Genomic DNA, 24746 nt, shown 5'->3' on the forward strand with positions numbered 1-24746 from the left:
GAGACTCCGTTGATGGACGTAGCAGAAAGACTTGCCCGGGAACGGCGCGCCCGCCTTGCGGCGGAACAACTGCTCGATCAGAAAAGCCGCGAGCTTTTCGAAGCCAATCGCCGCCTGTCCCAACATGCGCGCTCCCTGTCGGAAGAGATCGTCCAGACCCGCCAGACGGCGGAGGAATTGCGCGGCCGCAACAGCAAGGTGATGTCCGAACTTGCCGTCGTCTCCAAGGAATTCAACGTGGCCAAGCAACGGCTGTGGGATTCGCTGGAAACCGTGCGTGACGGGTTTGCCCTGTTCGATTCCAAGGACAGGCTGGTGATCGCCAACAATGCCTATCTGTCGGTCTTCGACGGGTTGGAGGATGTCCGGCCGGGCATCCGCTATGACGAGATCATTCGCCTGATCGTCGAGGAAGGCATCGTCGATATCGGCGAAGACGACCCCCATGACTGGGTCGAGAAGATGCTGACGCGGTGGCACGAGGACCCGGTGCCGTCCAAGGTGATCCGGCTTTGGGACGGCACCTATGTCAAGATGCTGGACCGCCGGGCGCCGTCGGGTGACGTCGTGTGCCTGTCATCGAACATTACCGACATGATGCGCATGTGGGCCGCGGTGGAGGCGGTGCCGGACGGCTTCGTCCTTTATGACCACGACGACCGCCTGGTGATGTGCAACGACCGGTACAAGGAAATCTATGCCGAAAGCGCCGAGGCGCTGGTTCCCGGCAACCGGTTCGAGGAAATCCTGCGCTTCGGCCTTGAACGCGGCCAGTACGAAGAGGCAATCGGCCACGAGGATGAATGGCTGTCCGAACGGATGAACCGCCATTTCAACCCCGGCGGCCCGATCGAGCAGGAATTGAGCGACGGCCGCTGGCTGCGGATCCTCGAACAGCGCACCCCCGATGGCGGTCTGGTCGGCCTGCGCGTCGACATCACCCAGCAGAAGCGCCAGCAGGAAGCGCTGGAGCGCGCCCGCGTCGCGGCCGAAGCGGCGAACCGCGCCAAATCCGCCTTCCTCGCGAATATGAGCCATGAACTGCGAACCCCGATGAACGGTGTCGTGGGGATGGCGGAACTTCTGTGCGAGACATCGCTTTCCGACGAACAGCGGCTTTACGCCCAGACGATCCGCGATTCAGGCGAGGCGCTTCTGGGGCTGCTGAATGACGTGCTCGACTATTCCAAGATCGAGGCGGAAAAACTGCAACTGCACCCCGAACCGTTCGACCTGGAACGCACGATCCACGAGGTCGTGATGCTCTTGCAGGCGCCGGCGCGGGACAAGGCGCTGGACATGATCATCGACTACGACCTGTTCCTGCCCACCCATTTCATCGGCGACCGGGGCCGCATCCGCCAGATCCTGACCAACCTGATCGGCAATGCCGTGAAGTTCACCGAAGAGGGCCACGTGCTGGTGCGCGTTGTCGGCTTCGACGATCTTGACGGGAAATCGCGCCAGATCATCGTGACTGTCGAGGATACCGGCATCGGCATCGCCCACGATCTGCAGCAGCATGTCTTCGGCGAGTTCAACCAGGTCGAGGATCAGCAGAACCGGAAATTCGAAGGCACCGGGCTGGGCCTTGCGATCACCAAGCGCCTGGTCGAGATGATGGGCGGGGAAATCTGGCTGATCTCGGAAAAAGGGGCGGGGTCCTGTTTCGGCTTCAGCGTCAAGCTGCCGGCGACCGAGGCGACCGAACCCGAACCGACCGCCGACAGCATCGGCGCCCGCAATGTCGTGGTGGTTGACGACCAGGAGGTCAACCGCACGATCCTGGAACGCCAGCTGGGCCAGTTCGGGATGAACGTCGTCAGCCACATGGCGGGCGAACTGGCGATGGAGGATGCGCTCAAGGCCGACCTCGTCGTGACCGACCACCGCATGCCCGGCATGGACGGTGTCGACTTTGCACAGGCCCTGCGGGACCGGGGCTATGCCGCGCCGATCCTGATGCTGACCTCGAACCCCTCGATGATGGCCGACCGGGACAAGGCGTCAGAGGCCGGCATCAAGATGATCCTGCAAAAACCGGTGCTGCGCCGCACGCTTTACGATGCGATTACAGAGATCGCACCCGCCGCAATCGAGCCGCCGGTCGCGGAGGTCGCTGACTCCTCCGACAGGACGATGCGCGTGCTTGCGGCAGAGGACAACCAGACCAACCGGCTGGTCCTGGAAAAGATGCTGTCGGGCCTGAACATCGACTTGCGCTTTGCCACCGATGGCAACGAGGCGGTGTTCCGCTTCTGCGAAGAGCGTCCCGACCTGATCCTGATGGATATCTCGATGCCCCATTGCGACGGCAAGACGGCCACGCGGCGCATTCGCGAGATCGAGAGCGACGGCGACGATCCCCCGGTCGAGATCGTCGCGCTGACCGCCCACGCGATGAGTGGCGATGCCGACGAGATTCTGGCGGCCGGGCTGAACGCCTATCTGACCAAGCCGCTGCGCAAGAACGACATCGTGGCCGCGATCGCCGCGGCGCGGCCGGAAGACTGTGCACCGCTGCACGTTGCGGACACCGGGGCAAGCGCCGGGCCGCGGCTTGCGCCCGAACCGGCATTGCAGGCCGGCTGACGGCCGGGCCCTGCCGGCCCGCAACCGCCGCCGCGGCGCGTTATGCCTCTGGTCCGGCGAACGCGTCGGAATAGGCTTCGCGCAGCAGGTTCTTCTGCACCTTGCCCATCGTGTTGCGCGGCAGGCTGTCGACGAGCAACAGCTTGCGCGGATGCTTGAACCGGGCGAGCGAGGCGCCGGCGGCGGCACCGATGGCGTCAAGGTCCGGCACCTCGCCCGGGCGGGGCACGATCAGGCCCAGCACCGTTTCCCCGAAATCCGCATGCGGGACGCCGATCACCGCGCTTTCCAGCACACCGGGCTGGGCGTCGAGCACCAGTTCGATTTCCTTGGGGTAGATGTTGTAGCCGCCGGAAATGATCAGGTCCTTGTTGCGGCCCACGATGTGGACATAGCCATCCGCATCGATCAGGCCCAGATCGCCGGTGATGAAGAACCCGTTCGCGCGCAACTCCGCCGCGGTCTTGTCCGGCATCTGCCAATAGCCCTTGAACACATTGGGGCCACGCACCTCGATCTGCCCGATCTCGCCCTCCGTCAAGGGGGCGCCGGTTTCGGGATCGGTGATCTTGACCTCCACCCCCGGCAGCGGAAAGCCCACAGTCCCCGGGCGCCGCTGCCCCTCATAGGGGTTGGAGGTGTTCATGTTGGTCTCGGTCATGCCGTAGCGTTCAAGGATGCGGTGGCCAGTACGCTCTTCGAACTGCCGGTGGGTATCGGCCAGCAAGGGCGCGCTGCCCGAAATGAACAACCGCATGTGGCGGGCGGCCTCTTGCGTAAAGCGCGGATCGTCCAGCAGCCGGGTATAGAAGGTCGGCACACCCATCATCGCGGTGGCCCGCGGCAGGCCCGCAAGGATCGCATCGAGGTCGAATTTCGGCAGGAAGATCATCGCCCCGCCAGCCACCAGCGTCACATTCGTCGCCACGAAAAGCCCGTGGGTGTGAAAGATCGGCAGCGCGTGCAAGAGGACATCCGCGGCCGTGAAGCGCCAGTAATCCGCCAGCGTCGCCGCGTTGGACAATAGGTTGCCTTGCGTCAGCATCGCCCCCTTGGACCGTCCCGTCGTCCCCGACGTATAGAGAAACGCCGCAAGATCATCCACGGCCCGCTCCACGGTTTCGAAGGCATCGGGCATGCTTTGCGCCGCCTCGGCCAGCGATCCGGTGCCATCGGCGTTCAGCGTCTCAAGCCGCGCACCCAGACGGTCACACACCGGGGCGATGTCGGCCGCCTTCGGCCCGTCGCACACCACCAGCGCCGCACCGCTGTTTTCGATGAAATAGGTCAGTTCATCGACCGTGTAGGCGGTGTTGAGCGGCAGGAAGACAATGCCCGCCTGAACACAGGCGGCATACAGCGCCAGGGCCTGGGGCGATTTCTGCACCTGAGCGGCCAGACGGTCGCCGGGCCGCAGGCCGCGCGCCGTCAGCACATGGGCAAATCGCGCCGCCAGCCGAAGGAAGGCGTCATGGGTCAGGGTCGTGCCATCGGGCAGATGCAGGAAGGGCGTGCCCTTGCCGGCATGTTTCCCGAACAGGCGGTCGTAGAGCGGGTTCGCCATCTGTGAAGCTCCTGATCTAGGGATGGTCCGGGCCGTGCCGCGTCACAGCCCGGGCCCCATGACGAGATCGGGCAGCCATGTCGCCAAGCCGGGGAACAGGCACAACAACACGATGGCCAGCACCATGCAGGCGACATAGGGCAGCGACCCGACAAGGATCGTCCGAAGCGAGATATCCGGCGCAATCCCGTTGATGACATAAAGGTTCAGACCGACCGGAGGCGAGATCAGCCCGATTTCCATGTTGATGGTCAGCACGACGGCGAACCAGATCGGATCGAACCCCGCGGTGGTGATGATCGGCAACAGGATGGGCGCGGCCATCAGGATCACCGCCACCGGCGGCAGGAAGAACCCCGCGATCAGCAGGAACACATTCACGGCCCCCATCAGCACCCAGCGGTTGACCTGCAACGTGCCGATCCATTCCGCGATGGATTGCGTGATGAAAAGCGAGGACAGCATGTAAGAGAACACCCCCGCCGCCGCGATGATGAACAGGATCATTACCGATTCCCGCGTGCTGTCGCGCAGCACCACCCAGACATCGCGCGGGTGCCACAGCCGGTAGATGATCATCGCGATCAGAAGGCACAGCAGCGCGCCCACCGCGGCGGTTTCCGATGGCGTCGCAACCCCGCCATACATCGCGAAAAGCACCCCGATGATGATGGCAAGAAAGGGCAGGACGCGGGGCAGGATCTCCACCTTCTCGCGCCATGAATAGGTGCCTGCGGACAGCAGCCGGGCATCGCCGGACCGCCATGTGGAGTAGAGCGACCACGCCATGAAGAGGCCCACCAACATCAGCCCCGGCACCACGCCCGCAAGAAACAGCCGGCCGATAGAGCTTTCGGTGGCGATGCCGTAGACGATCATCGTGACCGATGGCGGGATAAGGATACCCAGCGTGCCGCCGGCCGCGATGGAGCCTGCCGCGACCCCCTCGGGATAGCCGCGCTTGCGCATCTCGGGGATGCCCATCTTGCCGATGGCCGCGCAGGTGGCGGGGCTGGACCCCGACATCGCCGCGAACAGCGCACAGGCGCCCAGATTCGACACCACCAGCCCGCCGGGGACCCGGGTCAGCCAGCGTTCCAGCGCCTCGTAAAGGTCTGCCCCTGCCCGGGTGGAGGCGATGGCCGCCCCCATGATGATGAACATCGGGATCGACAGCAGCGCGAAATTGTCGAGCTTGCCAAAGAAGATCTCCGGCATCAGCCCCAGCGACCGCATCCCGTCGAAGACGATCAGGAACCCACCCGACACGATCAGCAGCCCAAGCGCCACGGAAACCCCGGAAAACAGCACAAGGATCGTGGCCAGCGCGACAAGCCCGCCCAGAAGCAGAGGGTCCATCAGATATCCTCCAGGCCGAAGGGGCGGTCGACCCGCAGGATCAGCGCCACCAGATCGGCGACGAGCTGCAACAGCAACAGGCCGAAACCGACCGGGATCGACAGATACGGGATCCACAGCTTCACGCCCCAGACCGTGTCGGACCGCCAGCCCCGCGCCCAGGCGAAATGCCAGAATTCATAGCCGTAGACGAACATCACGCCCACGATCAGGATCGAAACCGACAGGGTCATCACCGCCAGCCACAGCCGCGCGCGCGGCCCCAGCGCCAGCGGCACCAGATCGACATTCACATGCCCCCGCTGGCGCTGCACATAGGGCAGGCCGACCAGCGTGGCCGCGATGACAAGGTAGACCACCGCCTCGGTCTGCCAGATGGTCGAACCGTTCAGAACGAAGCGGATGAAGATCATCTGGCAGGTGATCGCGACGGCGGTCACGATCATCGCCGCGGAACACCACCCCGCAAGGGTCGAGATCGCGGCGACGACGCGCAGGAACGGATTGCGGCCGGAATGCGCGACGGTGGCCTCATGAACCTTCATGGGCTCCTCCGGTTGGCGGACGGGGAAAGGGCGGCGGCGCTCAGGGCACCGCCGCGTTCGCTCACTCGACCGCGAAGGCGAGATCCAGCAGGTGCTGCCCGTCGGGCACATCGGCGACGAAGGCCTTGTAGGAGGTCTCTTTCGCCAGGTCGCGCCAGGCGTTGAACTCTGCCTCGGTCATGGCGGCGATTTCCACGCCGGCCTCTTCGAACACGCGGCGGGATTCGGCGTCTTCCTTCTTGGCCTCTTCCAGATAGAAGGCCTGCGCCTTCTCGGCGGCGGTCAACAGGGCGGCCTGCTGCGCGTCGCTCAGCCCCTCGAAGGTGGACTTGTTCATCAAGAGGGGCTGATACATGAACCACAGCGCATAATCGCCCGCGGGCGTGTAACAGCCCACCTGCTCATACAGACGATAGCTGACGAATGACGAGGACGAGGTGTTCGCCGCATCCAGAACGCCTGTCTGCATCGCGTTGTAGATCTCCGACGACGCCATCGACGCGATGGAGGCCCCGGCACCGGCCAGCATCTGCTCGAACGCCTTGCCCGCGGCGCGCATCTGCAACCCGTCGACATCGGCCGGCGCGGTGATGCACTTGTCCTTGCCCGCGAAGCCGCCCGCCAGATAGCCGTGGACCAGCACCATCACGTCATCATCGGCCATCTTGGCCTCGATCGCCTCCATGAACGGGCTTTCGTTCATCCGGGCCGCGTGGTCGTGGTTCTTCACCAGCCCCGGCATCAGCGTCAGGTTATAGGCCGGCTGCTGACCGCCCGCATAGGACAGCGGCAGAACGGTCATGTCCAGTTGCCCGCGCGACAGGGGCTTGTACTGCTCCCGCGCCTTGAACAGCGACTGCGTGGGGAAAATCCGGATCTGCAGATCGACGTCGGCCGCGGCGACCTCATCGGCCACGATCTGCGCAACCTGATGGCGCACGTCCTTGTCGGACCACTGGTGGGACAGGCGCAGATCAGTCGCGCTTGCGGTCACCGTGCCCGAGATAAGCGCAAGCGCCCCGGCGGTGGCCGTGTGTTTGATGTTCATCGATTTCCTCCCGTGGACGTCCGATCCTTTGTTGGCCGGACCTGTCGCTTGTGTTGCATCGGCGGCTTTTTCAGTCAACCTTCTCGTATACAATCGCACTATTCTTGCGTGCAATTGGCGCACGCGCTAGAGCGCATAGCATGGAGCGCAAAAGATCCGACATCATCGCGGACGAGCTTGAGAGCCTGATCTTCGACGGCACGTTTTCAGATGGCGACCGTCTGGACGAGGCGCAGCTTGCCGAACGCTTCTCGGTCTCCCGCACCCCGATCCGGGAGGCGTTGCAGCGTCTGGCGTTGTCGGGGCTGGTCGAGCAACGGCCGCGCCGCGGCGTCTTCGTCCGCCAACCGGGGCTGGCCGAACTGGTAGAGATGTTCGAGGTCATGGCCGAGCTGGAGGCCGTCTGCGCGCGGCTGGCCGCCCGGCGGATCTCCGACGCGGCGCTGGACGCGTTGCGCGCCGCCAATGACCGCTGCCGGCAGGCGGTCGAGGCACAGGATGCCGATGGCTACTACCGGGAGAACGAGCGGTTCCACGCCATTCTTTATCGGGAATCCGGCAACGGGTTTCTGGAACAGGAAAGCCTGCGCCTGCATCGCCGCCTGCAACCCTTCCGCCGCCTGCAACTGCGCCTGCGCGGGCGGCTGCGGCAATCCATGGCAGAGCATGAAAGCGTGGTGGCCGCGCTGGATGCAGGTGACGGGACGGCCGCGGCCGAGGCGATCCGGAGCCATGTCGCCGTGCAGGGCGAGAAATTCCACTATCTGATTTCAAGCCTGAAACCGGCGGCGGAGTGACGTGCAAGGCCGGGGCCACGCGCGGCGGCCTTTACGCGGCGCCAACCCCGCGGACGCCGTGACTTGCCCTATTTCCGGCGGTCACGCCTGCCCGACCCTGTCAGGCCCAGCGCCTCACCCCCGCACGAATACAGGCCGGTCAACGGCAGACTCCGGGTCGAACGCATAGCCCCCCACCGTAAAGGCCGTAAGATCGGCAGACTCCGTCACGCCGTTTTCCAGAACCCAGCGGGCCATGGCCCCCCGCGCGCGTTTCGCCGACACCGCGATCACCTTGCGCACGCCGCCGCGCTCTTCCTCGAACCGGGGCGATATCAGGGACAGATTGCCCAGCGCCGCGCGGTCGATGGCGCTGGCGTATTCCTCCGACGCGAGGTTCAGGATGGTCTTCGTGCCGACGTCGGCCGCGTCCGCAACCAGCGCCTCGGCGATCTTGGTGCCCCAGAAGGCGTACAGCGTTCCCGCCGGGTGCCCGGGCAGCTTGCGCCCCATTTCAAGCCGGTAGGCACAGACGGCATCGGTGGGCCGCAACAACCCGTAAAGGCCAGAGAGGATGCGCAACCGCCGCGCCGCCTCGGCCCGGGCAAACTCGTCCAGCGTGGCCAGTTCAAGCTCCTTGAAGGCATCGCCATCGAACATGTCCCCGGCGGCCTGCCGCCCCTCGGCATTCGGCGACCAGGCGGCAAAGCGCCCGGCATTCAGCTCTGCAATCGCGGGAGAGACCTTCATCAACGCGGCAATGTCGTCCGCAGGCCAGTGGCGCGCGACATCGACAAGCTCCGCCGCCTCGTCAAGGAACCGCGGCGTCGTGGTGGCATGCCCCGCGGCGCGGGTTTCGTTCAGGCGTTTCGCGGGCGACAATACGACAAGCATCCGGGTCCTTTCCTTGAAATCGCGCCGAGAGATAGCAGGGCAGACGGTGGCGTCCAGCCCTACGCCTCGGCCAGAACCTCAAGGAAGGCCGCGCCGAACCGGTCGGCCCGGCGTTCCCCAGCAGCCGGGTCAGCGTACCCATGTCGCGCGGCTTGACCTCGGCCAGCTTGGCCAGCAGCGAGGCCGGACAACTGAGGGGCTTTTCATGCCCGTCGGCCCCGCGCGACAGGTCCGCCTGAACCGCGGCGAGACGGTCGAACAACTGCCCTTCGGACCGCCCCGACAGCTTGCGCCGTGCGGGGTGGGGCATGTCCGGCGCCGCGCCCGTGATGACGCCCAGGAACGCCGCGCCATAGCGTTGCAGCTTTGTGGCGCCGACCCCGCCGATCCGGGCCATCGCGTCCATGCTATCGGGCCGGGTTTCCGCCATCTCGATCAGGGTGCGGTCGGTAAAGATGATATAGGCCGGGACATTCGCGGCCTCGGCCAGCGCACGGCGCTTGGCCTTCAGCGCAGACAGAAGCGGCGCGTCCTCCTCCGACACCAGCGCCTTGACCACGGGGCGGTTGCGTTCCGCCCGGATCGTGTCACGGCGCAACTCGATCCCCTGCTCGCCTTTCAGGATCGGGCGGGCGGCGGGCATCATGCGCAGGGCGCCGTGGCGTTCGGGGTCGGGGCGGACAAGATCGCGGCCCATCATCTGCCGGAACACCGCCTGCCAGCCCTTGCGGTCGAACTCCTTGCCGACGCCGAAGGTCGGCAAGGCCTCATGGCCGCGGGCGCGCACCTTGTCCGTTTCGGTTCCTGTCAGGATGTCGATCAGGTGCCCGGTGCCGAAATACTCCCCCGTGCGCAGCATGGCCGACAACGCCTTTTGCACGGCTTCGGTGGCCTCGAACCGGTCCGGCGGGGTGTCGCAAAGATCGCAATGACCGCAGGGGGCGGCATCCTCCCCGAAATAGGACAAAAGCGTCTGGCGGCGGCAGGCCATCGCCTCGGCCAGCCCCAGAAGCGCGTTCAACCGGGCGTGATCGGCGCCTTTCCGTTCGGGCGGCGCCGCACTTTCATCGATCTGGGCGCGGCGCAGGCGGATATCGTCGGCCCCGAACAGCGTCAGCGTTTCGGCCGGCGCCCCGTCCCGGCCCGCGCGGCCGATCTCCTGATAATAGGCCTCGATCGACTTGGGCAGGTCGGCATGGGCGACCCAGCGGATATCGGGCTTGTCCACGCCCATGCCGAAGGCGACCGTGGCCACCACGATCAACCCGTCCTCCTGCTGGAACCGCGTTTCGACCTGGCGCCGCGCGTCGGCCTCCATCCCGCCGTGATAGGCGCAGGCGCTGTGCCCGGCCTGCGACAGCGCCGCGGCAAGACCTTCGGTCTTCGACCGCGTCGCGCAGTAGACGATCCCGGACTGTCCCTTGCGGGCGGCGGCAAAGGCAAGGATCTGCTGGCGCGGGCGGTCCTTCGCCCCGAAGGCAAGGTGGATATTGGGCCGATCGAAGCCGCGCAGAAAGCTTTCGGGCGGCACCCCGTCGAACAGGCGGCGCACGATTTCCTCGCGCGTTTCGGCATCGGCGGTGGCGGTAAAGGCGGCCAGCGGAACGCCCAGGTCGCGGCGCAGATCGCCGATACGCAGGTAATCGGGCCGGAAATCATGGCCCCACTGGCTGACGCAATGGGCCTCGTCCACCGCGATCAGACCCACGCCGATCCGGCGCAGCATGTTGATTGTGCCGCCCGCGGCCAGACGCTCTGGCGCCATGTAGAGCAGTTTCAGGTCGCCGGCATCGAGGGCACGAAAGACCTCTGCCGTTTCGTCCTCGGTATTGCCCGACGTCAGGGCCCCCGCGGCAACGCCAGCCTCCCGCAGGCCGCGCACCTGATCGCGCATCAGGGCGATCAGCGGGGAAATCACCACCGTCACACCCTCCCGCATCAGCGCGGGCAGTTGATAGCACAGGGATTTCCCGCCGCCCGTGGGCATGATCGCCAGCGTGTTCCGGCCCGCAGCAACGGCGGTGACAATCTCTTCCTGACCTGGACGGAAGGCATCGAATCCGAAGACGGAGGCAAGAAGATGTTGTGCTTCGGCCATGGAACCTGCGGTGTATCTGGTGGATTGCGCCCACCGACACGCTACCGGTCGACAGGCGGGGGGACAAGTCCCGGCATCGGGATCGGGGCAATCCCCAGCCTTGCTATTTCAGGCGCAGGGGCAATCCAGCGGCCACGAACATCACCTCGTCGGCCACTTCGGCGACGCGCTGGTTCAGGAAGCCCTGCGCATCGCGAAAAGCCCGGGCAAGCGCATTGTCGGGCACGATGCCCATGCCGACCTCGTTCGACACCAGAACGACCGGGCTTCGTTGCCGGCCAAGCGCGGCGATCAGCGTATCGGCCTCCGGCTCCCACGGGCGGTCGGCGAACATGTGGTTCGACAGCCAGAGCGTCAGGCAATCGACAAGGCGCGGCCCTTCGCCGTCGCTCCGGTCCAGCGCCCCGGCAAGGTCCAGCGGTTCCTCGACCGTGGTCCAGCCCGCCCCGCGCCGGTCCACGTGATGGGCGATGCGCGCCTGCATCTCGGCATCGTCCCCGGCCTCGGCCGTCGCGATATAGATAGGCGGGCCGGGCATTGCGCGCACCAAAGCCTCCGCATGGCGGCTCTTGCCCGACCGCGCGCCGCCGGTGACAAGGATGATGCGGGACATGGCCGGTGTTCCTTCCGTGCAATGCGGGCGCGGTTGCATAGCCCGGGCAGAGGTGGCATTCAACCGCCCTGTTTTCCCGGCAGCCCGCGCGCCGCCGATGCCAGATGGAGAGACCATGAACGCCCCCGACACCTTCGCCACCGCCCTGCAGCGCAAGATCGACCTCAAGACCAAGCCGCAGGGGTCGCTTGGCCGGATCGAGGATCTGGCAACGCAGATCGCGACCGTTCAGGGCACGTTGACCCCCCGGATGGAGCGCTGCGGCCTGACGATCTTTGCCGCCGATCACGGCATCGCGGCAGAGGGCGTGTCGGCCTTCCCGCAGGAAGTGACGCGGCAGATGGTGCTGAACTTTCTGGCCGGCGGGGCCGGGGCCAATGTCTTTGCCCGCTCGGTCGGGGCGGATTTCCGCGTGGTCGATGCCGGTGTCGCCGGGGAGCCGTTCGGGGTCGATGGCCTGATCGACCGGCGCATCGGCGCGGGCACGGCCAGCTTCCTGACCGGCCCAGCGATGACCATGGATCAATGCGAGGCCGCCTTGGCCGCGGGCCGGGAAATGGGCACCGATGGCGACTACGATGCCGTGGCTTTTGGCGAGATGGGGATTGCCAATACCGCGACGGCCGCCGCGCTGGGGCACAAGCTGACCGGCGTGGGTCTGGATATTCTGGTTGGCCGCGGCACCGGGCTGGATGATGACGGGCTATCCCACAAACGCGCGGTTCTTGAAAAGGCCGCGGCGCGCACCGGGGAGCTGGCCCCCAAAGAGGCTCTGGCCGAATATGGCGGGTTCGAGGTCGCGATGATGACCGGCGCGATGCTGGGCGCGGCCGAGGCACGGCGCATCGTGATCGTGGATGGCTTCATCGCGACATCGGCCGCGCTGGCCGCGGTCCGGATCGCACCCGAGACGCGCGGCGCCATGGTCTTCGGGCACAAGTCGCAGGAACAGGGGCACCGGGCGCTTCTGGATGCGCTTGACGCCGATCCGCTGCTCGATCTGCATTTCCGGTTGGGTGAAGGCACCGGTGCACTTCTGGCTTGGCCGCTGGTCAAGGCGGCCGCCGCGATGCTCAACGAGATGGCGAGCTTCGAGGACGCCGGGGTCGCAGGCCCCGCATGACCGCGCGGCTTAGGGACGAGGCGGGGCTGATCCGTCTCGCCGCCCTGTTCATGACGCGCCTGCCCGTCCGGGTAGAGGCCGAGTACTCCCCCGAGCGGATGCGCCTGGCCTCTGCCTGGTTCCCGCTTGTCGGGCTGGGCATCGGCGCGGTGCTGGCGCTGGCCTACGGGTTGGCCGCGCTGGTCTTTCCGCCCCTTGTTGCCGCGCTGCTGGCGGTGGCCCTGGGCGTTCGGCTGACCGGCGCGCTGCACGAGGATGGTCTTGCCGACATCGCGGATGGCCTGGGCGGGGCCGCCGATCGCGCCCGCGCGATGGAGATCATGCGCGACAGCCGGATCGGCAGCTATGGCGCGGTCGCGCTGGGGCTGGTTCTGGCGGTCAAGGTGGCGGCACTTTCCCATCTGGGCAGCGCCGCGATGGCGGGGCTGATCGCGGCCCACGGGCTCAGCCGCCTGTCGCCGGTGCTGATGATGGCGCGGCTGCCCTATGCGCGCTCTGACGGCAAGGCGGCCTTCGCCGGAACCGGGCCCGGCCCACGCGGGCTGCGCATCGCGCTGGCGACCAGCGGCGTGACGCTGCTGGGCCTTGGGCTGACCGTGGGGCCGGTGGCCGCGCTTGTCACGCTGATCGCGCTGGCGGCGGTCCTGATCCGCATGGAGGCGATGTTCCGTTGGCGGCTGGGCGGCTATACCGGCGACGGTCTGGGCGCGGTGCAGCAACTGTCTGAAACCGCGGTTCTTCTGGCTATCCTCGCATGTGTCTGACCCTCGTGCGCCACACCGCCCCGGATGTGGCGCCGGGCACCTGCTATGGCCGTCTGGACCTGCCGCCCGGCCCCGATTTCCCGGATGAGGCCGACCGGCTGACCCGGTCCCTGCCACCGGCGACACGCATCCTGTCCAGCCCGCTGACACGCTGTCTGCGCCTTGCAGACCACATCGCACAGGCCCGTGGCCTGCGGGTGGAGACCGACCCGCGGCTGGCCGAGATGGATTTCGGCACATGGGAAGGCGTGGCGTGGGACGACGTTCCCCTTGCCGAACTGGATGCATGGGCGGCCGATTTCGACCATGCCCGCCCCCATGGCGGGGAAAGCGTCGCGATGTTCAAGACCCGTGTCGCGGATTTGCTGACCGGACTTCGAGAGGGGCAAGGCTGTTTGTTGATCACCCATGCCGGTGTCATGCGCGCCGCGCTCAACCTGACCGGGCAGGATGCGACATGGCAGCGTCGCTTCGCCTTCGGTGAGGCCCTGACGCTTTCGGCGGAGGACCTTGGCCGGCTGTAGGGCGCCACGGGCGGCCCGGCTGGTCCGCCCGTGGCGCCTCAACTGCCTTTTCTGTGTCATATCCCCGACAAACTGCCCGGGGATATCCGGCTAAGCCCTTGCCCCGCAACACATGAGAGCCGCCCGAAGGTGACGCACACAATTAGAATCACTTCATTTCAAATTGTATTCCGCCATGGGTGTCCGGCCGTCTTTTCATGCTTTCCTGATGCTGAATTTTTCGGCAGCGCAGCATCCATTGTATGAAAACTGACAGAAACCCGGGAAGCACCGGCCCCAAATACACGCATCACGAGAGATGTGAGGCAGAGGGCATGGACAAGGGCGGGCACTGTTCGGATGATGACATTGAAAGTCGAGGAAGCCATGAAAATCTCGCCCCCTGACAGAAACGCTCATCCCGTGCCACCCCAAGGATCATTCGAACATCTGCCGCTGGATACCGTCTGTGAAGCGGCCAAGATTCTGACCGGGTCCAGCGACCCTGTCGCTGCCATGCCGTCCGTTCTGAACGTCATGGCCTCTTTCATGGGCTTGCAGATGGGGGCGCTGGCGCTTCTCGACGATACGGGCGGGGACAAGGCCGGGAAGAAGGAACTGAATCCCTACGTCATCGCGGCAACCACCAAGGGGTCGGTCGGCAAGCCGGCCGCGTCCGGCGCCATGCCGCTGAAGGCGACGCGGGCGGTGTTCCGTACCGGTGTGTCGCTGGTGTCCTGCGACGTGCTGAACGAACTGGGCCCCGATGCGCTGCCCAAGGACGCCCCGCATGACCAGTTTGCCTATCTCGCCGTTCCGATCCGGGAACAGGTGCATTCGCCCTATGTGATCGGCGTGCTTGGCGCGTGGCGCGACCTGACAGAGGATGACGGGCACAATATCGACGAGGACCTGCGGGTGATGACCATGATCGCCTCAATCCTCGAACAATCGGTCAAGTTCCGCCGCCTTGTCGCGCGGGACCGCGAACGCCTGATGGAAGAGGCACGTCTTGCCCTGCGGCAGGCCAATGAAAACGCGGTGCGGGCGGACAAGAGCCTTTCCAAACCGATCGAAGGGATCATCGGGGACAGCCCGGCGATCAAGGCGGTGATCTCGCAAATCCGCAAGGTGGCGCCGACCAATACGCCCGTCCTGCTGCGGGGTGAAAGCGGCACCGGGAAAGAGCTTTTCGCCCGCGCCGTGCACTCTCTGTCGGACCGCAGCGACAAGCCGTTCGTCAAGGTAAACTGCGCCGCGCTGAGCCAGAGCCTGCTGGAATCGGAACTCTTCGGGCACGAAAAGGGGTCGTTCACCGGCGCCGTGGCCCAGAAGAAGGGTCGCTTTGAACTGGCCGACAAGGGCACGCTGTTCCTTGATGAGATCGGCGAAATCGGGCCGGAGTTTCAGGCCAAGCTGCTGCGCATCCTGCAGGAAGGCGAATACGAACGGGTCGGCGGCGCGAAGACGTTGAAGGTCGATGTCCGGCTGGTGACGGCCACCAACAAGGATCTTGAGGCCGCCGTGGCCCGGGGCGATTTCCGCGCCGACCTGTATTTCCGTATCTGCGTCGTGCCGATCATGCTGCCGGCCCTGCGCGAGCGTCTGGAGGACGTGCCGACACTGGCCCAAGCCTTCCTGAACCGGTTCAACGAACAGAACGGCATGAACAAGCGGATCAGCCCCGAGGCGATGTCGCAACTGGCGACCTGCCAGTTCCCCGGCAATGTCCGCGAACTGGAAAACTGCATCAGCCGAATGGCCGCGCTGTCTTCCGGGACAGAGATCGACGTGCGCGAAATGGCCTGTACCCAGGGCAACTGCCTGTCGGCAGAGCTTTGGCGGATGCAGACCGGGGAGCATTCGCCCATCGGCGGTCTGGCCGCGATCCGCACGCCCTTGCCGGTGATCGACAGCTCGGCCACCCGGCGCCCGCCTGTGACGCCCAGCCCGCAACCCCCGAACGGATTTTGCGAACCGGCGCAGGGGTCGATGCCCGGCGCTGCGGCCCCGATGGACCGTCCGCTTGAAAACGGCATCTCGCCGCAGGACGACCGCGCCCGCCTGGTCGACGCGATGGAACGTTCGGGCTGGGTTCAGGCAAAGGCCGCGCGGCTTCTGGGCCTGACCCCGCGTCAGATCGGCTATGCCCTCAAGAAGCACAATATCGAAGTTCGGAAGTTCTGAAGGCGACTGCGCAGGATTCCGCAAACGTTAGCCAAAAGGCCAACTTCTGCGGTTTCGCCCAAGTTAATTTCAATCTAGGTTAACACAGGGCTTCGGCCTGGCCAGGGTTGGTGTGTTTCGGCCTTGGCAAGCCCGGCATTACCGCCGGGTGGCGCCCGCCACACCCCCAAGGCGGGCGCCTTTCTTTTCCCGCCGTCGCGGCCCGATCCCACCCGACCCGACACGGTTCAGCCGCGCCATCCCGACCCTTCGCGCGACATCGATGTCGGATTTGCGACGCTCTGTCCGCCCCGCGACGGCACAAACTGCGTCAATGTGGCCCCATCCCCCGGAAAAGCCGACAAACGCACTTGGCACGGTACATGCTTCATTAACCTGTGACGAGCGAGCACAGCAAAGGAGACCGCCCATGTCCGCGCCCTTGATCCCGATTTCTGGCCTTACGGTCTCCAACCGGAAAGAAATGGGTGCAGAGTTGAGCAAGGGGGGATGTTCGTCATCGTCCTGCGGCTCCTCCGCCGGCCCCGAGGACATGGACCCCAAGGTCTGGGCCAAGGTCAAGGATCACCCCTGCTACTCGGAAGAGGCGCACCACTACTTCGCCAGGATGCACGTGGCCGTGGCGCCCGCCTGCAACATCCAGTGCAACTATTGTAACCGGAAATACGACTGCGCGAACGAAAGCCGCCCCGGCGTCGTGTCCGAACGGCTGACGCCGGAACAGGCCGCGCGCAAGGTTCTGGCCGTCGCTGCCGAGGTGCCGCAATTGTCGGTTCTGGGTATCGCAGGTCCCGGCGATGCCGCCTATGACTGGCGCAAGACCAAGGCGACCTTCGATCTGGTTTCCGAAAAGCTGCCCGACATCAAGCTGTGCCTGTCCTCCAACGGTCTCTCCCTGCCCGACTATGTCGATCAGATCGTGGACATGAATGTCGACCACGTCACCATCACCATCAACGCGATCTACCCCGAGATCGGTGCCAAGATTTACCCGTGGATCTTCTACAAGGGCAAACGCCGCACAGGGCTGGAAGCCGCGACCATCCTGCGCGACCGGCAGTTGCAGGCGCTTGAGATGCTGACCGAGCGCGAGGTGCTGGTAAAGGTCAACTCCGTCCTGATCCCCGGCATCAACGACGACCACATGGTCGAGGTGAACAAGGCGGTCAAGAAACGCGGCGCGTTCCTGCACAACATCATGCCGCTGATCTCCGACCCCGCGCACGGCACCCATTTCGGCCTGACCGGCCAGCGTGGGCCGACCGCGGCCGAGTTGAAGAAGGTGCAGGACGAATGCGCCGACGGCGCCAACCTGATGCGCCACTGCCGCCAATGCCGCGCCGACGCCGTGGGCCTTCTGGGCGAGGATCGCGGACAGGAATTCACCCTGGACAAGCTGCCAGAGGTGATCCCGGACGGGTCCGAGGCGCGCGAAGCCTATCGCGACTGGGTCGCCGAGGAACGCAAGGACCGCGAGACCGCCGCGAAATATGCCGAGGAAGCCGCCGCCGAAACGGTCGAAAAGCCGGTGCTGTTCGCGGTCTGCACCCAAGGGTCGGGCCGGATCAACCTGCATTTCGGCAAGGCGACCGAGTTCCAGATGTACGAGGCCGACGCCGATGGCATCCGGTTCGTCGGTCATCGCCGGGCGGATAATTACTGCCTGGGCGGCTATGGCGACGAAGACCGTATGGACGAAATCATCCGCGTGCTGGAAGATGTGCCCTACGTGCTGTGCCAGATGATCGGCGGGGGCCCGCGCAAGCGCCTGTCCGATGCGGGGATCGAAGCCATCGACAGCCTTGGCGAGGAATATATCGAAACCGCCATCGCCGCCGTGCTGAAATCCCGCGCCGCGCGCCGCGCCAAGACCGCCTGAGCGACCGCGAGAAGGGAGTGCACCCCGTGGCCTACAAGATCGTCACCGAGACCTGCACCGCCTGCGGCGCCTGCGAGTTCGAATGCCCCAACGCCGCGATCCGCATGGTGAAGGACACCTTCGTGGTGGACCCGAACCTGTGCAGCGAATGCGAGGGGCATTTCGAAAACCCGCAATGCGCCGAGGTCTGCCCGGTGCCCAACACCTGCATACCGGCCTGACGCAGATCATGCCCGGCGGCCCCGATCCGGTAGACTGGCAGGGACAGGCGCTTGACTGCGCCACCTGCCGGTTTTCCGACCTTCTGGCCGATCGGCAATGCGGCCCCGGTTGGGCCTGTGCGTTTGATCGCTATGCCCCCCGGATCGCGCGGTTCTTCATGCTGAACCCTGACATGGCCGATACCTGTCTGGACGATCCCTATTCCGAGACGCGCGCCAATGCCGCCCGCGTCGCCAATGTCTTCCGCCTGCGCCCGCTCTTGGACGATCCCGACCCGGGCGTCCGTTCCGTGGCGGTGACCCGGCTGCCCGCCGGCCAGTCCCGCGCCGCGCTGAACGACCCCGACCGAGAGGTACGCGTGGCGCTGGCCTGGCGCATGCCGCTAACCGATCTGCTTCCGCTTCTGCATGACGAGGATTTCTATGTCCGGCAGGTGGCCGCCCGGCGCGCCGATCCGGGCGTGCTGCCGATCCTGATGGGCGACCCCGACCCGACCGTGCGAAAGACCGTCGCCGAACGCGTCGCGACGAAATGGCTTGGCAAGATGCTGTTCGACCCCGAACCCCGGGTGCGCTGTGCCGTGGCCCGACGGATCGGCGAAGATTTCCTCAGCACCCTGGCCCGCGACGAGGATATCCGCGTCCGCCACACCGTGGCCGAACGCGCCCATGCCGAGCTTGCCCGGCAGATGTGCGACGACCCCGAAGCGCCCGTGCGCGAGGCCGCAGCCGAACGCCTTGAAACCCTCAACGCCGAAAAGGTGCCCCATGTCGACGGATGACCGCGAAATCGAAATCTACGGGCCCCCGGCCTTCGAGCCGGGCGAACAGGTCCGCTGCAAGAAACATATCCGCAACGACGGCACCGTGCCGGGCGCCGAGATCGGCGACTTCGTTGTCCGCAAGGACGAAGAAGGTTATGTGCGCGACATCGGCACCTTTCTGAACCAGTTTTACATCTATGCAGTGGAGTTCGTGGACAGCCGGTCCATCGTGGGCATGCGCCGTGACGAACTCATCAGCGTCGACAAGGAGATGGCGACATGAAGATCATGGTCCGTGAAACCCCCAAGGGCATGGAAGTATACGTTCCCAAGAAAGACCTCGAAGAACTGGTCGTGGAGCAGGAGAAAGAGGGCCTTTGGGGCGGCTGGGCGAAACTGTCCAACGGCTGGACCTTCGAGATGCCCGAATTCGACGAGGCGCCGAAACTGCCGATCACGGTGGATGCACGCCGCCTGTCGGTGGAGTGAGCGCCATGACCGCCCGGGAGCGTCTTTCCACCCTGCTGGACGAGGTCGCCGCCGGCACCCGCATCCCCTATCTGGGTGCGGGCGTCGCGGCATCGTCGGGCGGCAACCAACCCGCCTCTCCCGCCGAGCTTTGCGAGGCGATCGAGGCCAAGGTGCGCGCGCCGAAACGCGCCCGCGGCAACATGTGGTCGGTGGCGCAATTCGTTGAAAGCCGCCGCTTGCGCAAGACGCTTGAGGCCATCGTGCTGGAGGCGTTTGCCGACCGTCCGGAACCGGGCCCCTTGCACAAGTGGCTGGCCCGTGTGCGCCCGCCGCTGATCGTCGATGCCTGGTATGACAGCGCCATCCTCGACGCCATGGCAACCGGGGGCGAGGGAAGCTGGGGCCTTGTGCAGGGTGCCAGCCGCAACGGCGAATGGCACGAGATCTGGAACCGTGCCTTCGATTCCGCGCTGGAAGAAATCGGCGAACAGCCCGACCCGGCGTGGGAAACACTGGTCTACAAACCCCATGGCGTCATCCGGGAAGGGCACTCCTTCCTGATGTCCGACAGCGACTATGTCGAGGTCCTGACAGAAATCGACATCCAGTCGCCGATCCCGGAAGATGTGCAAACCCGGCGCACCGGGCGGCCCTTCCTGTTCCTCGGCTGCCGCTTCGACGATCAGATGCTGCGGCTCTTTGCCCGGCAGATCGCGAAACGCTCTGCCACCGGCCACGCCGCGGTGATCGAGGGCGAGTTGAGCCGGATGGAACAGAAGTTCATGGAAGAACTCGGCATCGAGGTTCTGGACCTGCCGCTTTCGGCCGTGACCGAGGCAATCGCCGCCCCGGCCTGACCCCACTTGGCGCTGTGGCGCCCCTATCCTGCTCCTGCGGCCCCCGTTTCGGGGGCCGTTTTGGTTTCGGATGCCTGCCCCTTCAAGAGTCCACGCCTTCGCCCCGGCCGAATTTTCGCAATGTCGGCGCATGTCACATGCACCGACAATCCAATCGCGCGGCCTTTGTCGGGTGTTTGTCGTGTTCGACACATGTGACGAAAGCGCGGCGGAGACGCCCAAACCCTTAAAAACAAATGAAAACATAAATTCCCACGGCTTGGCACGCTCCCTGCTTAACAAGGGGTGAGAGCGGCCGCGACGCCTTCTCGCGACACCAAACGAATTAGCTGCAAAGGAAAGACCCATGAGCGACCTGAGACAGATCGCCTTCTACGGCAAAGGTGGTATCGGCAAATCCACGACTTCCCAGAACACGCTGGCCGCGCTCGTCGAGATGGATCAGAAGATCCTGATCGTCGGCTGTGACCCCAAGGCGGACTCCACGCGTCTGATCCTGAACACCAAGATGCAGGACACCGTGATCCAGATGGCCGCCGAAATGGGTTCGGTCGAAGATCTCGAACTCGAAGACGTGATGAAGGTCGGCTACAAAGGCATCAAGTGCACCGAAGCCGGTGGCCCCGAGCCGGGGGTTGGCTGTGCCGGCCGTGGCGTTATCACCGCCATCAACTTCCTGGAAGAGAACGGCGCCTATGACGATGTCGACTACGTCTCCTACGACGTGCTGGGCGACGTTGTGTGCGGCGGCTTCGCCATGCCGATCCGCGAGAACAAGGCCCAGGAAATCTACATCGTCATGTCGGGCGAGATGATGGCGCTTTACGCCGCCAACAACATCTCCAAAGGCATCCTGAAATACGCCAACTCCGGCGGCGTGCGTCTCGGCGGCCTGATCTGTAACGAACGTCAGACCGACCGCGAACTCGACCTGTCCGAGGAACTGGCGAAGAAACTGGGCACCCAGCTGATCCACTTCGTCCCGCGCGACAACGTCGTTCAGCACGCCGAACTGCGTCGCCAGACGGTTATCCAGTACGACCCGAACTGCGCCCAGGCGAAAGAATACCGCCAGCTGGCCGAGAAGGTCCATGCCAACTCCGGCAAGGGTGTGATCCCGACCCCGGTCACCATGGAAGAGCTGGAGGAGATGCTGCTCGACTTCGGCATCATGCAGTCCGAGGAAGACCGTCTCGCGCAGATCGCCGCGCAAGAGGGCAAGGCGTAAGCCACACCCAATGTCCCGGGCCGGCGCAATGCGCCGCCGGCCCCCTCCCTGTCCCAAGGAGCCTCGAAGATGGCAAAAGATCTTGAAGACGGGCACGAGAAGCTGATCGAAGAGGTTCTCGCCGCCTACCCGAAGAAAGCGCAAAAGAAGCGCGCCAAGCACCTCGGCACCGCCGGCCCGATCGAAGAGGGCGAAACCGAGATCGTGTCGAAATGCGACACGGTGAAGTCGAACGTGAAATCCGTGCCCGGCGTCATGACGATCCGCGGCTGTGCCTATGCCGGCTCGAAAGGCGTGGTCTGGGGCCCGGTCAAGGACATGGTCCACATCTCCCACGGCCCCGTTGGCTGCGGTCACTACTCCTGGTCCCAGCGCCGCAACTACTACACCGGCACCACGGGCATCGACAGCTTCGTGACCTTCCAGTTCACGACCGACTTCCAGGAAAAAGACATCGTCTTCGGCGGCGACAAGAAGCTTGAAAAGACGATCGACGAGATCAACGAGCTGTTCCCGCTGTCGAAAGCCATCTCGGTCCAGTCGGAATGCCCGATCGGCCTGATCGGCGACGATATCGAAGCCGTGGCCAAGAAGAAGAAGAAGGAAAGCGGCAAGACCATCGTGCCCGTCCGCTGCGAAGGCTTCCGTGGCGTTTCGCAGTCGCTGGGTCACCACATCGCCAACGACGCCGTGCGTGACTGGGTTCTGGAAAACGGCACAGGCGCCGATTACGAGCCCGGCGAATACGACGTCACCATCATCGGCGACTACAACATCGGTGGCGACGCCTGGTCGAGCCGCATCCTGCTGGAAGAGATCGGCCTGAACGTGGTCGGCTCCTGGTCGGGCGATGCGACGCTGGCCGAAATGGAAAACGCGCCGAAAGCCAAGCTGAACCTCATCCACTGCTACCGGTCGATGAACTACATCTGCCGCCACATGGAAGAGAAGCACGGCATTCCGTGGATGGAATACAACTTCTTCGGGCCCAGCCAGATCGCCGCATCCCTGCGCGCCATCGCCGCGAAGTTCGACAAGAAGATCCAGGACAACGCCGAAGCGGTCATCGCGAAGTACCAGCCGCTGGTTGACGAGATCCTCGCCAAGTACAAACCGCGTCTCGAAGGCAAGAAAGTCATGCTCTATGTCGGCGGCCTGCGCCCCCGTCACGTCGTGACCGCCTATGACGACCTCGGCATGGAAATCGTCGGCACCGGCTACGAATTCGCCCATGGCGACGACTACAAGCGGACCGGCGAATACATCAAGGAAGGCACGCTGATCTATGATGACGTGACCGGCTACGAGCTGGAGAAGTTCATCGAGACCATCCGTCCCGACCTCGTCGGCTCCGGCATCAAGGAAAAATACCCGACGCAGAAAATGGGTATCCCGTTCCGTCAGATGCACAGCTGGGACTACTCCGGCCCCTATCACGGCTATGACGGCTTCGCCATCTTCGCCCGTGACATGGACTTGGCGATCAACAACCCGGTCTGGGGCATGTACGACGCGCCTTGGAAGAAATCGGCCTGATCGGCCTCGGCGGGGGCCTGAACGCCCCCGCACCCTCCCCATCAACCCTTTCGGCCGCGTCTCGGAATGCGGACGGGTCTGAAGAAGGAATGCACTCATGCCTCAATCGGCAGACAAGGTCCTCGACCACAACAAGCTGTTCCATGAGCCCGAATACAAGGAAATGCTCAAGAACAAGCGGGCGAAGTACGAAAACGCGCCGTCCGCGCCCCAGGTGACCGAAATCCTCGACTGGACGAAGTCGTGGGAATACCGTGAAAAGAACCTCGCCCGCGAAGCGCTGGTCATCAACCCCGCCAAAGCCTGTCAGCCGCTGGGCGCCGTGTTCGCCGCTGCCGGTTTCGAAGGCACGATGAGCTTCGTGCACGGTTCGCAAGGCTGCGTGGCCTACTACCGCTCGCACCTGTCGCGCCACTTCAAGGAGCCGTCCTCGGCTGTCTCCTCGTCGATGACCGAAGATGCGGCCGTGTTCGGCGGTCTGGTCAACATGGTTGACGGCCTGGCCAACACCTACGCACTGTACGAGCCGAAGATGATCGCCGTTTCCACCACCTGCATGGCGGAAGTCATCGGCGACGACCTGAACTCCTTCATCATTCAGGCGAAGACCAAAGGCTCCGTTCCGGAAGATTTCGACGTGCCCTTCGCGCACACCCCCGCCTTCGTCGGCAGCCACATCGACGGCTACGACAACATGATGAAGGGGATCCTCGACCACTTCTGGAAGAACGCCGAGCGCAAGGAAACCGGTTCCATCAACATCATCCCGGGCTTTGACGGCTTTGCAGTCGGCAACATCCGCGAACTGAACCGGATCCTCGGCGAAATGGGTGTGGAATACACCGTGCTGTCGGATGTGTCGGACGTGTACGACACCCCGTCGGATGGTGAATTCCGCATGTATTCCGGCGGCACCAAGCTGGAAGACACCAAGGCGGCCATCAACGCCAAGGCCACCATCTCCATGCAGCAGTACAACACCAAGAAGACCATGGAGATGATCGAGAAGACCGGTCAGGAAGTGGTCAACTTCCACTACCCGATGGGCGTGCAGGGCACCGACGAATTCCTGATGAAGGTGTCGGAACTGTCGGGCAAGGAAGTTCCGGAAAGCCTGACGCTGGAGCGTGGCCGCCTGGTCGACGCGATGGCCGACAGCCAAGCCTACCTGCATGGCAAGACCTACGCGATCTACGGCGATCCGGACTTCGTTTACGCGATGGCCAAATTCGTCATGGAAACCGGCGGCGAGCCGACCCACTGCTTGGCCACCAATGGCGGCAAGGAGTGGAAGGCGCAGATGGAAGAACTGCTGGCCTCTTCGCCCTTCGGTGCGAATGCTCAGGTCTGGGCGGGCAAGGACCTTTGGCACCTGCGCTCGATCCTCGCGACCGAGCCGACCGACATGCTGATCGGCAGCAGCTATGGCAAATACCTGGAACGTGACCTGGGTATCCCGCTGATCCGCCTGACCTTCCCGATCTTCGACCGTCACCACCACCACCGCTTCCCGACCTGGGGCTATCAGGGTGGCCTGACCGTGCTGGTCAAGATCCTCGACACGGTGCTCGACAAGCTCGACACCGAAACCGGGACCCTGGGCGAGACCGACATCTCCTTCGATCTCACCCGCTGACGCCACGCTGCCCGGGGGCACCTTTCCTGTCCCATCCCCCCGGGCCGCATTGTTCCCTTTGGCGTCATCCCGCATGCGGCCGGTGTTT

General features: G+C 64.8%; 21 protein-coding genes and 1 pseudogene. 15 read left to right on the top strand and 7 right to left on the bottom strand.

Annotated elements, in window-relative coordinates; translation table 11 throughout:
• The first annotated feature begins 12 nt into the window (after positions 1 to 12).
• On the top strand, positions 13 to 2592 hold the full coding sequence (locus tag RGUI_RS10855) for a response regulator (protein ID WP_081533078.1): 2580 nt from the start codon (positions 13 to 15) through the stop codon (positions 2590 to 2592).
• A 40-nt stretch (positions 2593 to 2632) separates the two neighbouring features.
• Here the strand turns inward: RGUI_RS10855 and RGUI_RS10860 are convergent, their stop codons facing one another.
• The 4 genes from RGUI_RS10860 to dctP form a co-directional block, all read right to left on the bottom strand.
• The gene (locus RGUI_RS10860) at positions 2633 to 4156 is read right to left on the bottom strand and encodes a malonyl-CoA synthase (RefSeq protein ID WP_081533079.1); all 1524 of its coding nucleotides are present in this window, start codon (positions 4154 to 4156) and stop codon (positions 2633 to 2635) included.
• Positions 4157 to 4198: 42 nt separating this feature from the next.
• Positions 4199 to 5515 carry a TRAP transporter large permease gene (locus RGUI_RS10865; RefSeq protein WP_081533080.1) on the bottom strand — a complete coding sequence of 439 codons (1317 nt, stop codon included), beginning with the start codon at positions 5513 to 5515 and terminating at the stop codon, positions 4199 to 4201.
• Positions 5515 to 6060 (bottom strand): TRAP transporter small permease, encoded by a 546-nt coding sequence (locus RGUI_RS10870; RefSeq protein ID WP_081533081.1) that lies wholly within the window; start codon positions 6058 to 6060, stop codon positions 5515 to 5517. The genes RGUI_RS10865 and RGUI_RS10870 overlap by 1 nt, the downstream gene beginning before the upstream one ends.
• 61 nt (positions 6061 to 6121) lie before the next feature.
• The gene (dctP, locus tag RGUI_RS10875) at positions 6122 to 7108 is read right to left on the bottom strand and encodes a TRAP transporter substrate-binding protein DctP (RefSeq protein ID WP_081533082.1); all 987 of its coding nucleotides are present in this window, start codon (positions 7106 to 7108) and stop codon (positions 6122 to 6124) included.
• Positions 7109 to 7248: 140 nt separating this feature from the next.
• Here dctP and RGUI_RS10880 point away from each other — a divergent pair, with 140 nt between their 5' ends.
• Entirely contained in the window at positions 7249 to 7905 is a 657-nt protein-coding gene (locus RGUI_RS10880) for a GntR family transcriptional regulator (protein WP_081533083.1), read from the top strand.
• A 114-nt stretch (positions 7906 to 8019) separates the two neighbouring features.
• Here the strand turns inward: RGUI_RS10880 and RGUI_RS10885 are convergent, their stop codons facing one another.
• The 3 genes and pseudogenes from RGUI_RS10885 to cobU form a co-directional block, all read right to left on the bottom strand.
• Positions 8020 to 8778, bottom strand: a complete 759-nt coding sequence (locus RGUI_RS10885; protein WP_081533084.1) for a YaaA family protein — start codon at positions 8776 to 8778, stop codon at positions 8020 to 8022.
• Positions 8779 to 8837: 59 nt separating this feature from the next.
• Positions 8838 to 10876: pseudogene (gene recQ, locus RGUI_RS10890) on the bottom strand (DNA helicase RecQ).
• 103 nt (positions 10877 to 10979) lie between these two features.
• Positions 10980 to 11489 (bottom strand): bifunctional adenosylcobinamide kinase/adenosylcobinamide-phosphate guanylyltransferase, encoded by a 510-nt coding sequence (gene cobU, locus RGUI_RS10895; RefSeq protein WP_081533085.1) that lies wholly within the window; start codon positions 11487 to 11489, stop codon positions 10980 to 10982.
• Between the two features lie 115 nt (positions 11490 to 11604).
• On the opposite strand from cobU, the gene cobT reads away from it, so the two are divergent.
• The 13 genes from cobT (at position 11605) to nifK (ending at position 24658) form a co-directional block, all read left to right on the top strand.
• The gene (gene cobT / locus RGUI_RS10900; protein WP_081533086.1) at positions 11605 to 12612 is read left to right on the top strand and encodes a nicotinate-nucleotide--dimethylbenzimidazole phosphoribosyltransferase; all 1008 of its coding nucleotides are present in this window, start codon (positions 11605 to 11607) and stop codon (positions 12610 to 12612) included.
• A complete protein-coding gene (gene cobS, locus RGUI_RS10905) occupies positions 12609 to 13376 on the top strand; it encodes an adenosylcobinamide-GDP ribazoletransferase (protein ID WP_081533087.1) in 768 nt (255 codons plus the stop codon). Before cobT ends, cobS begins: the two co-directional genes overlap by 4 nt.
• Positions 13367 to 13900: an alpha-ribazole phosphatase family protein gene (gene cobC / locus RGUI_RS10910; protein ID WP_081533088.1), complete on the top strand. Its 534-nt coding sequence runs from the start codon at positions 13367 to 13369 to the stop codon at positions 13898 to 13900. The genes cobS and cobC overlap by 10 nt, the downstream gene beginning before the upstream one ends.
• Before the next feature lie 366 nt (positions 13901 to 14266).
• Complete coding sequence (gene nifA / locus RGUI_RS10915; RefSeq protein WP_081536060.1) at positions 14267 to 16066, top strand: nif-specific transcriptional activator NifA; 1800 nt, start codon at positions 14267 to 14269, stop codon at positions 16064 to 16066.
• 409 nt (positions 16067 to 16475) lie between these two features.
• Positions 16476 to 17945 carry a nitrogenase cofactor biosynthesis protein NifB gene (nifB, locus tag RGUI_RS10920; RefSeq protein WP_081533089.1) on the top strand — a complete coding sequence of 490 codons (1470 nt, stop codon included), beginning with the start codon at positions 16476 to 16478 and terminating at the stop codon, positions 17943 to 17945.
• A 26-nt stretch (positions 17946 to 17971) separates the two neighbouring features.
• A complete protein-coding gene (locus RGUI_RS10925; protein WP_081533090.1) occupies positions 17972 to 18166 on the top strand; it encodes a 4Fe-4S binding protein in 195 nt (64 codons plus the stop codon).
• Positions 18121 to 18948, top strand: coding sequence for a 4Fe4S-binding leucine-rich repeat protein (locus tag RGUI_RS10930; RefSeq protein WP_253798250.1), 828 nt, complete (start codon positions 18121 to 18123; stop codon positions 18946 to 18948). The genes RGUI_RS10925 and RGUI_RS10930 overlap by 46 nt, the downstream gene beginning before the upstream one ends.
• Entirely contained in the window at positions 18935 to 19213 is a 279-nt protein-coding gene (locus tag RGUI_RS10935; protein WP_081533092.1) for a nitrogen fixation protein NifZ, read from the top strand. The genes RGUI_RS10930 and RGUI_RS10935 overlap by 14 nt, the downstream gene beginning before the upstream one ends.
• Positions 19210 to 19419 carry a putative nitrogen fixation protein NifT gene (gene nifT / locus RGUI_RS10940; RefSeq protein ID WP_081533093.1) on the top strand — a complete coding sequence of 70 codons (210 nt, stop codon included), beginning with the start codon at positions 19210 to 19212 and terminating at the stop codon, positions 19417 to 19419. The genes RGUI_RS10935 and nifT overlap by 4 nt, the downstream gene beginning before the upstream one ends.
• Positions 19420 to 19424: 5 nt before the next feature.
• A complete protein-coding gene (locus tag RGUI_RS10945) occupies positions 19425 to 20258 on the top strand; it encodes an SIR2 family protein (RefSeq protein WP_081533094.1) in 834 nt (277 codons plus the stop codon).
• A 346-nt stretch (positions 20259 to 20604) separates the two neighbouring features.
• Positions 20605 to 21486, top strand: a complete 882-nt coding sequence (gene nifH, locus RGUI_RS10950; RefSeq protein ID WP_081533095.1) for a nitrogenase iron protein — start codon at positions 20605 to 20607, stop codon at positions 21484 to 21486.
• A gap of 69 nt (positions 21487 to 21555) precedes the next feature.
• The gene (nifD, locus tag RGUI_RS10955; RefSeq protein ID WP_081533096.1) at positions 21556 to 23022 is read left to right on the top strand and encodes a nitrogenase molybdenum-iron protein alpha chain; all 1467 of its coding nucleotides are present in this window, start codon (positions 21556 to 21558) and stop codon (positions 23020 to 23022) included.
• Between the two features lie 97 nt (positions 23023 to 23119).
• Positions 23120 to 24658, top strand: coding sequence for a nitrogenase molybdenum-iron protein subunit beta (nifK, locus tag RGUI_RS10960; RefSeq protein WP_081533097.1), 1539 nt, complete (start codon positions 23120 to 23122; stop codon positions 24656 to 24658).
• The last annotated feature ends 88 nt before the right edge of the window (positions 24659 to 24746 follow it).

Source organism: Rhodovulum sp. P5, from assembly GCF_002079305.1.
In the GTDB taxonomy this organism is placed as follows: Bacteria; Pseudomonadota; Alphaproteobacteria; order Rhodobacterales; family Rhodobacteraceae; genus Rhodovulum.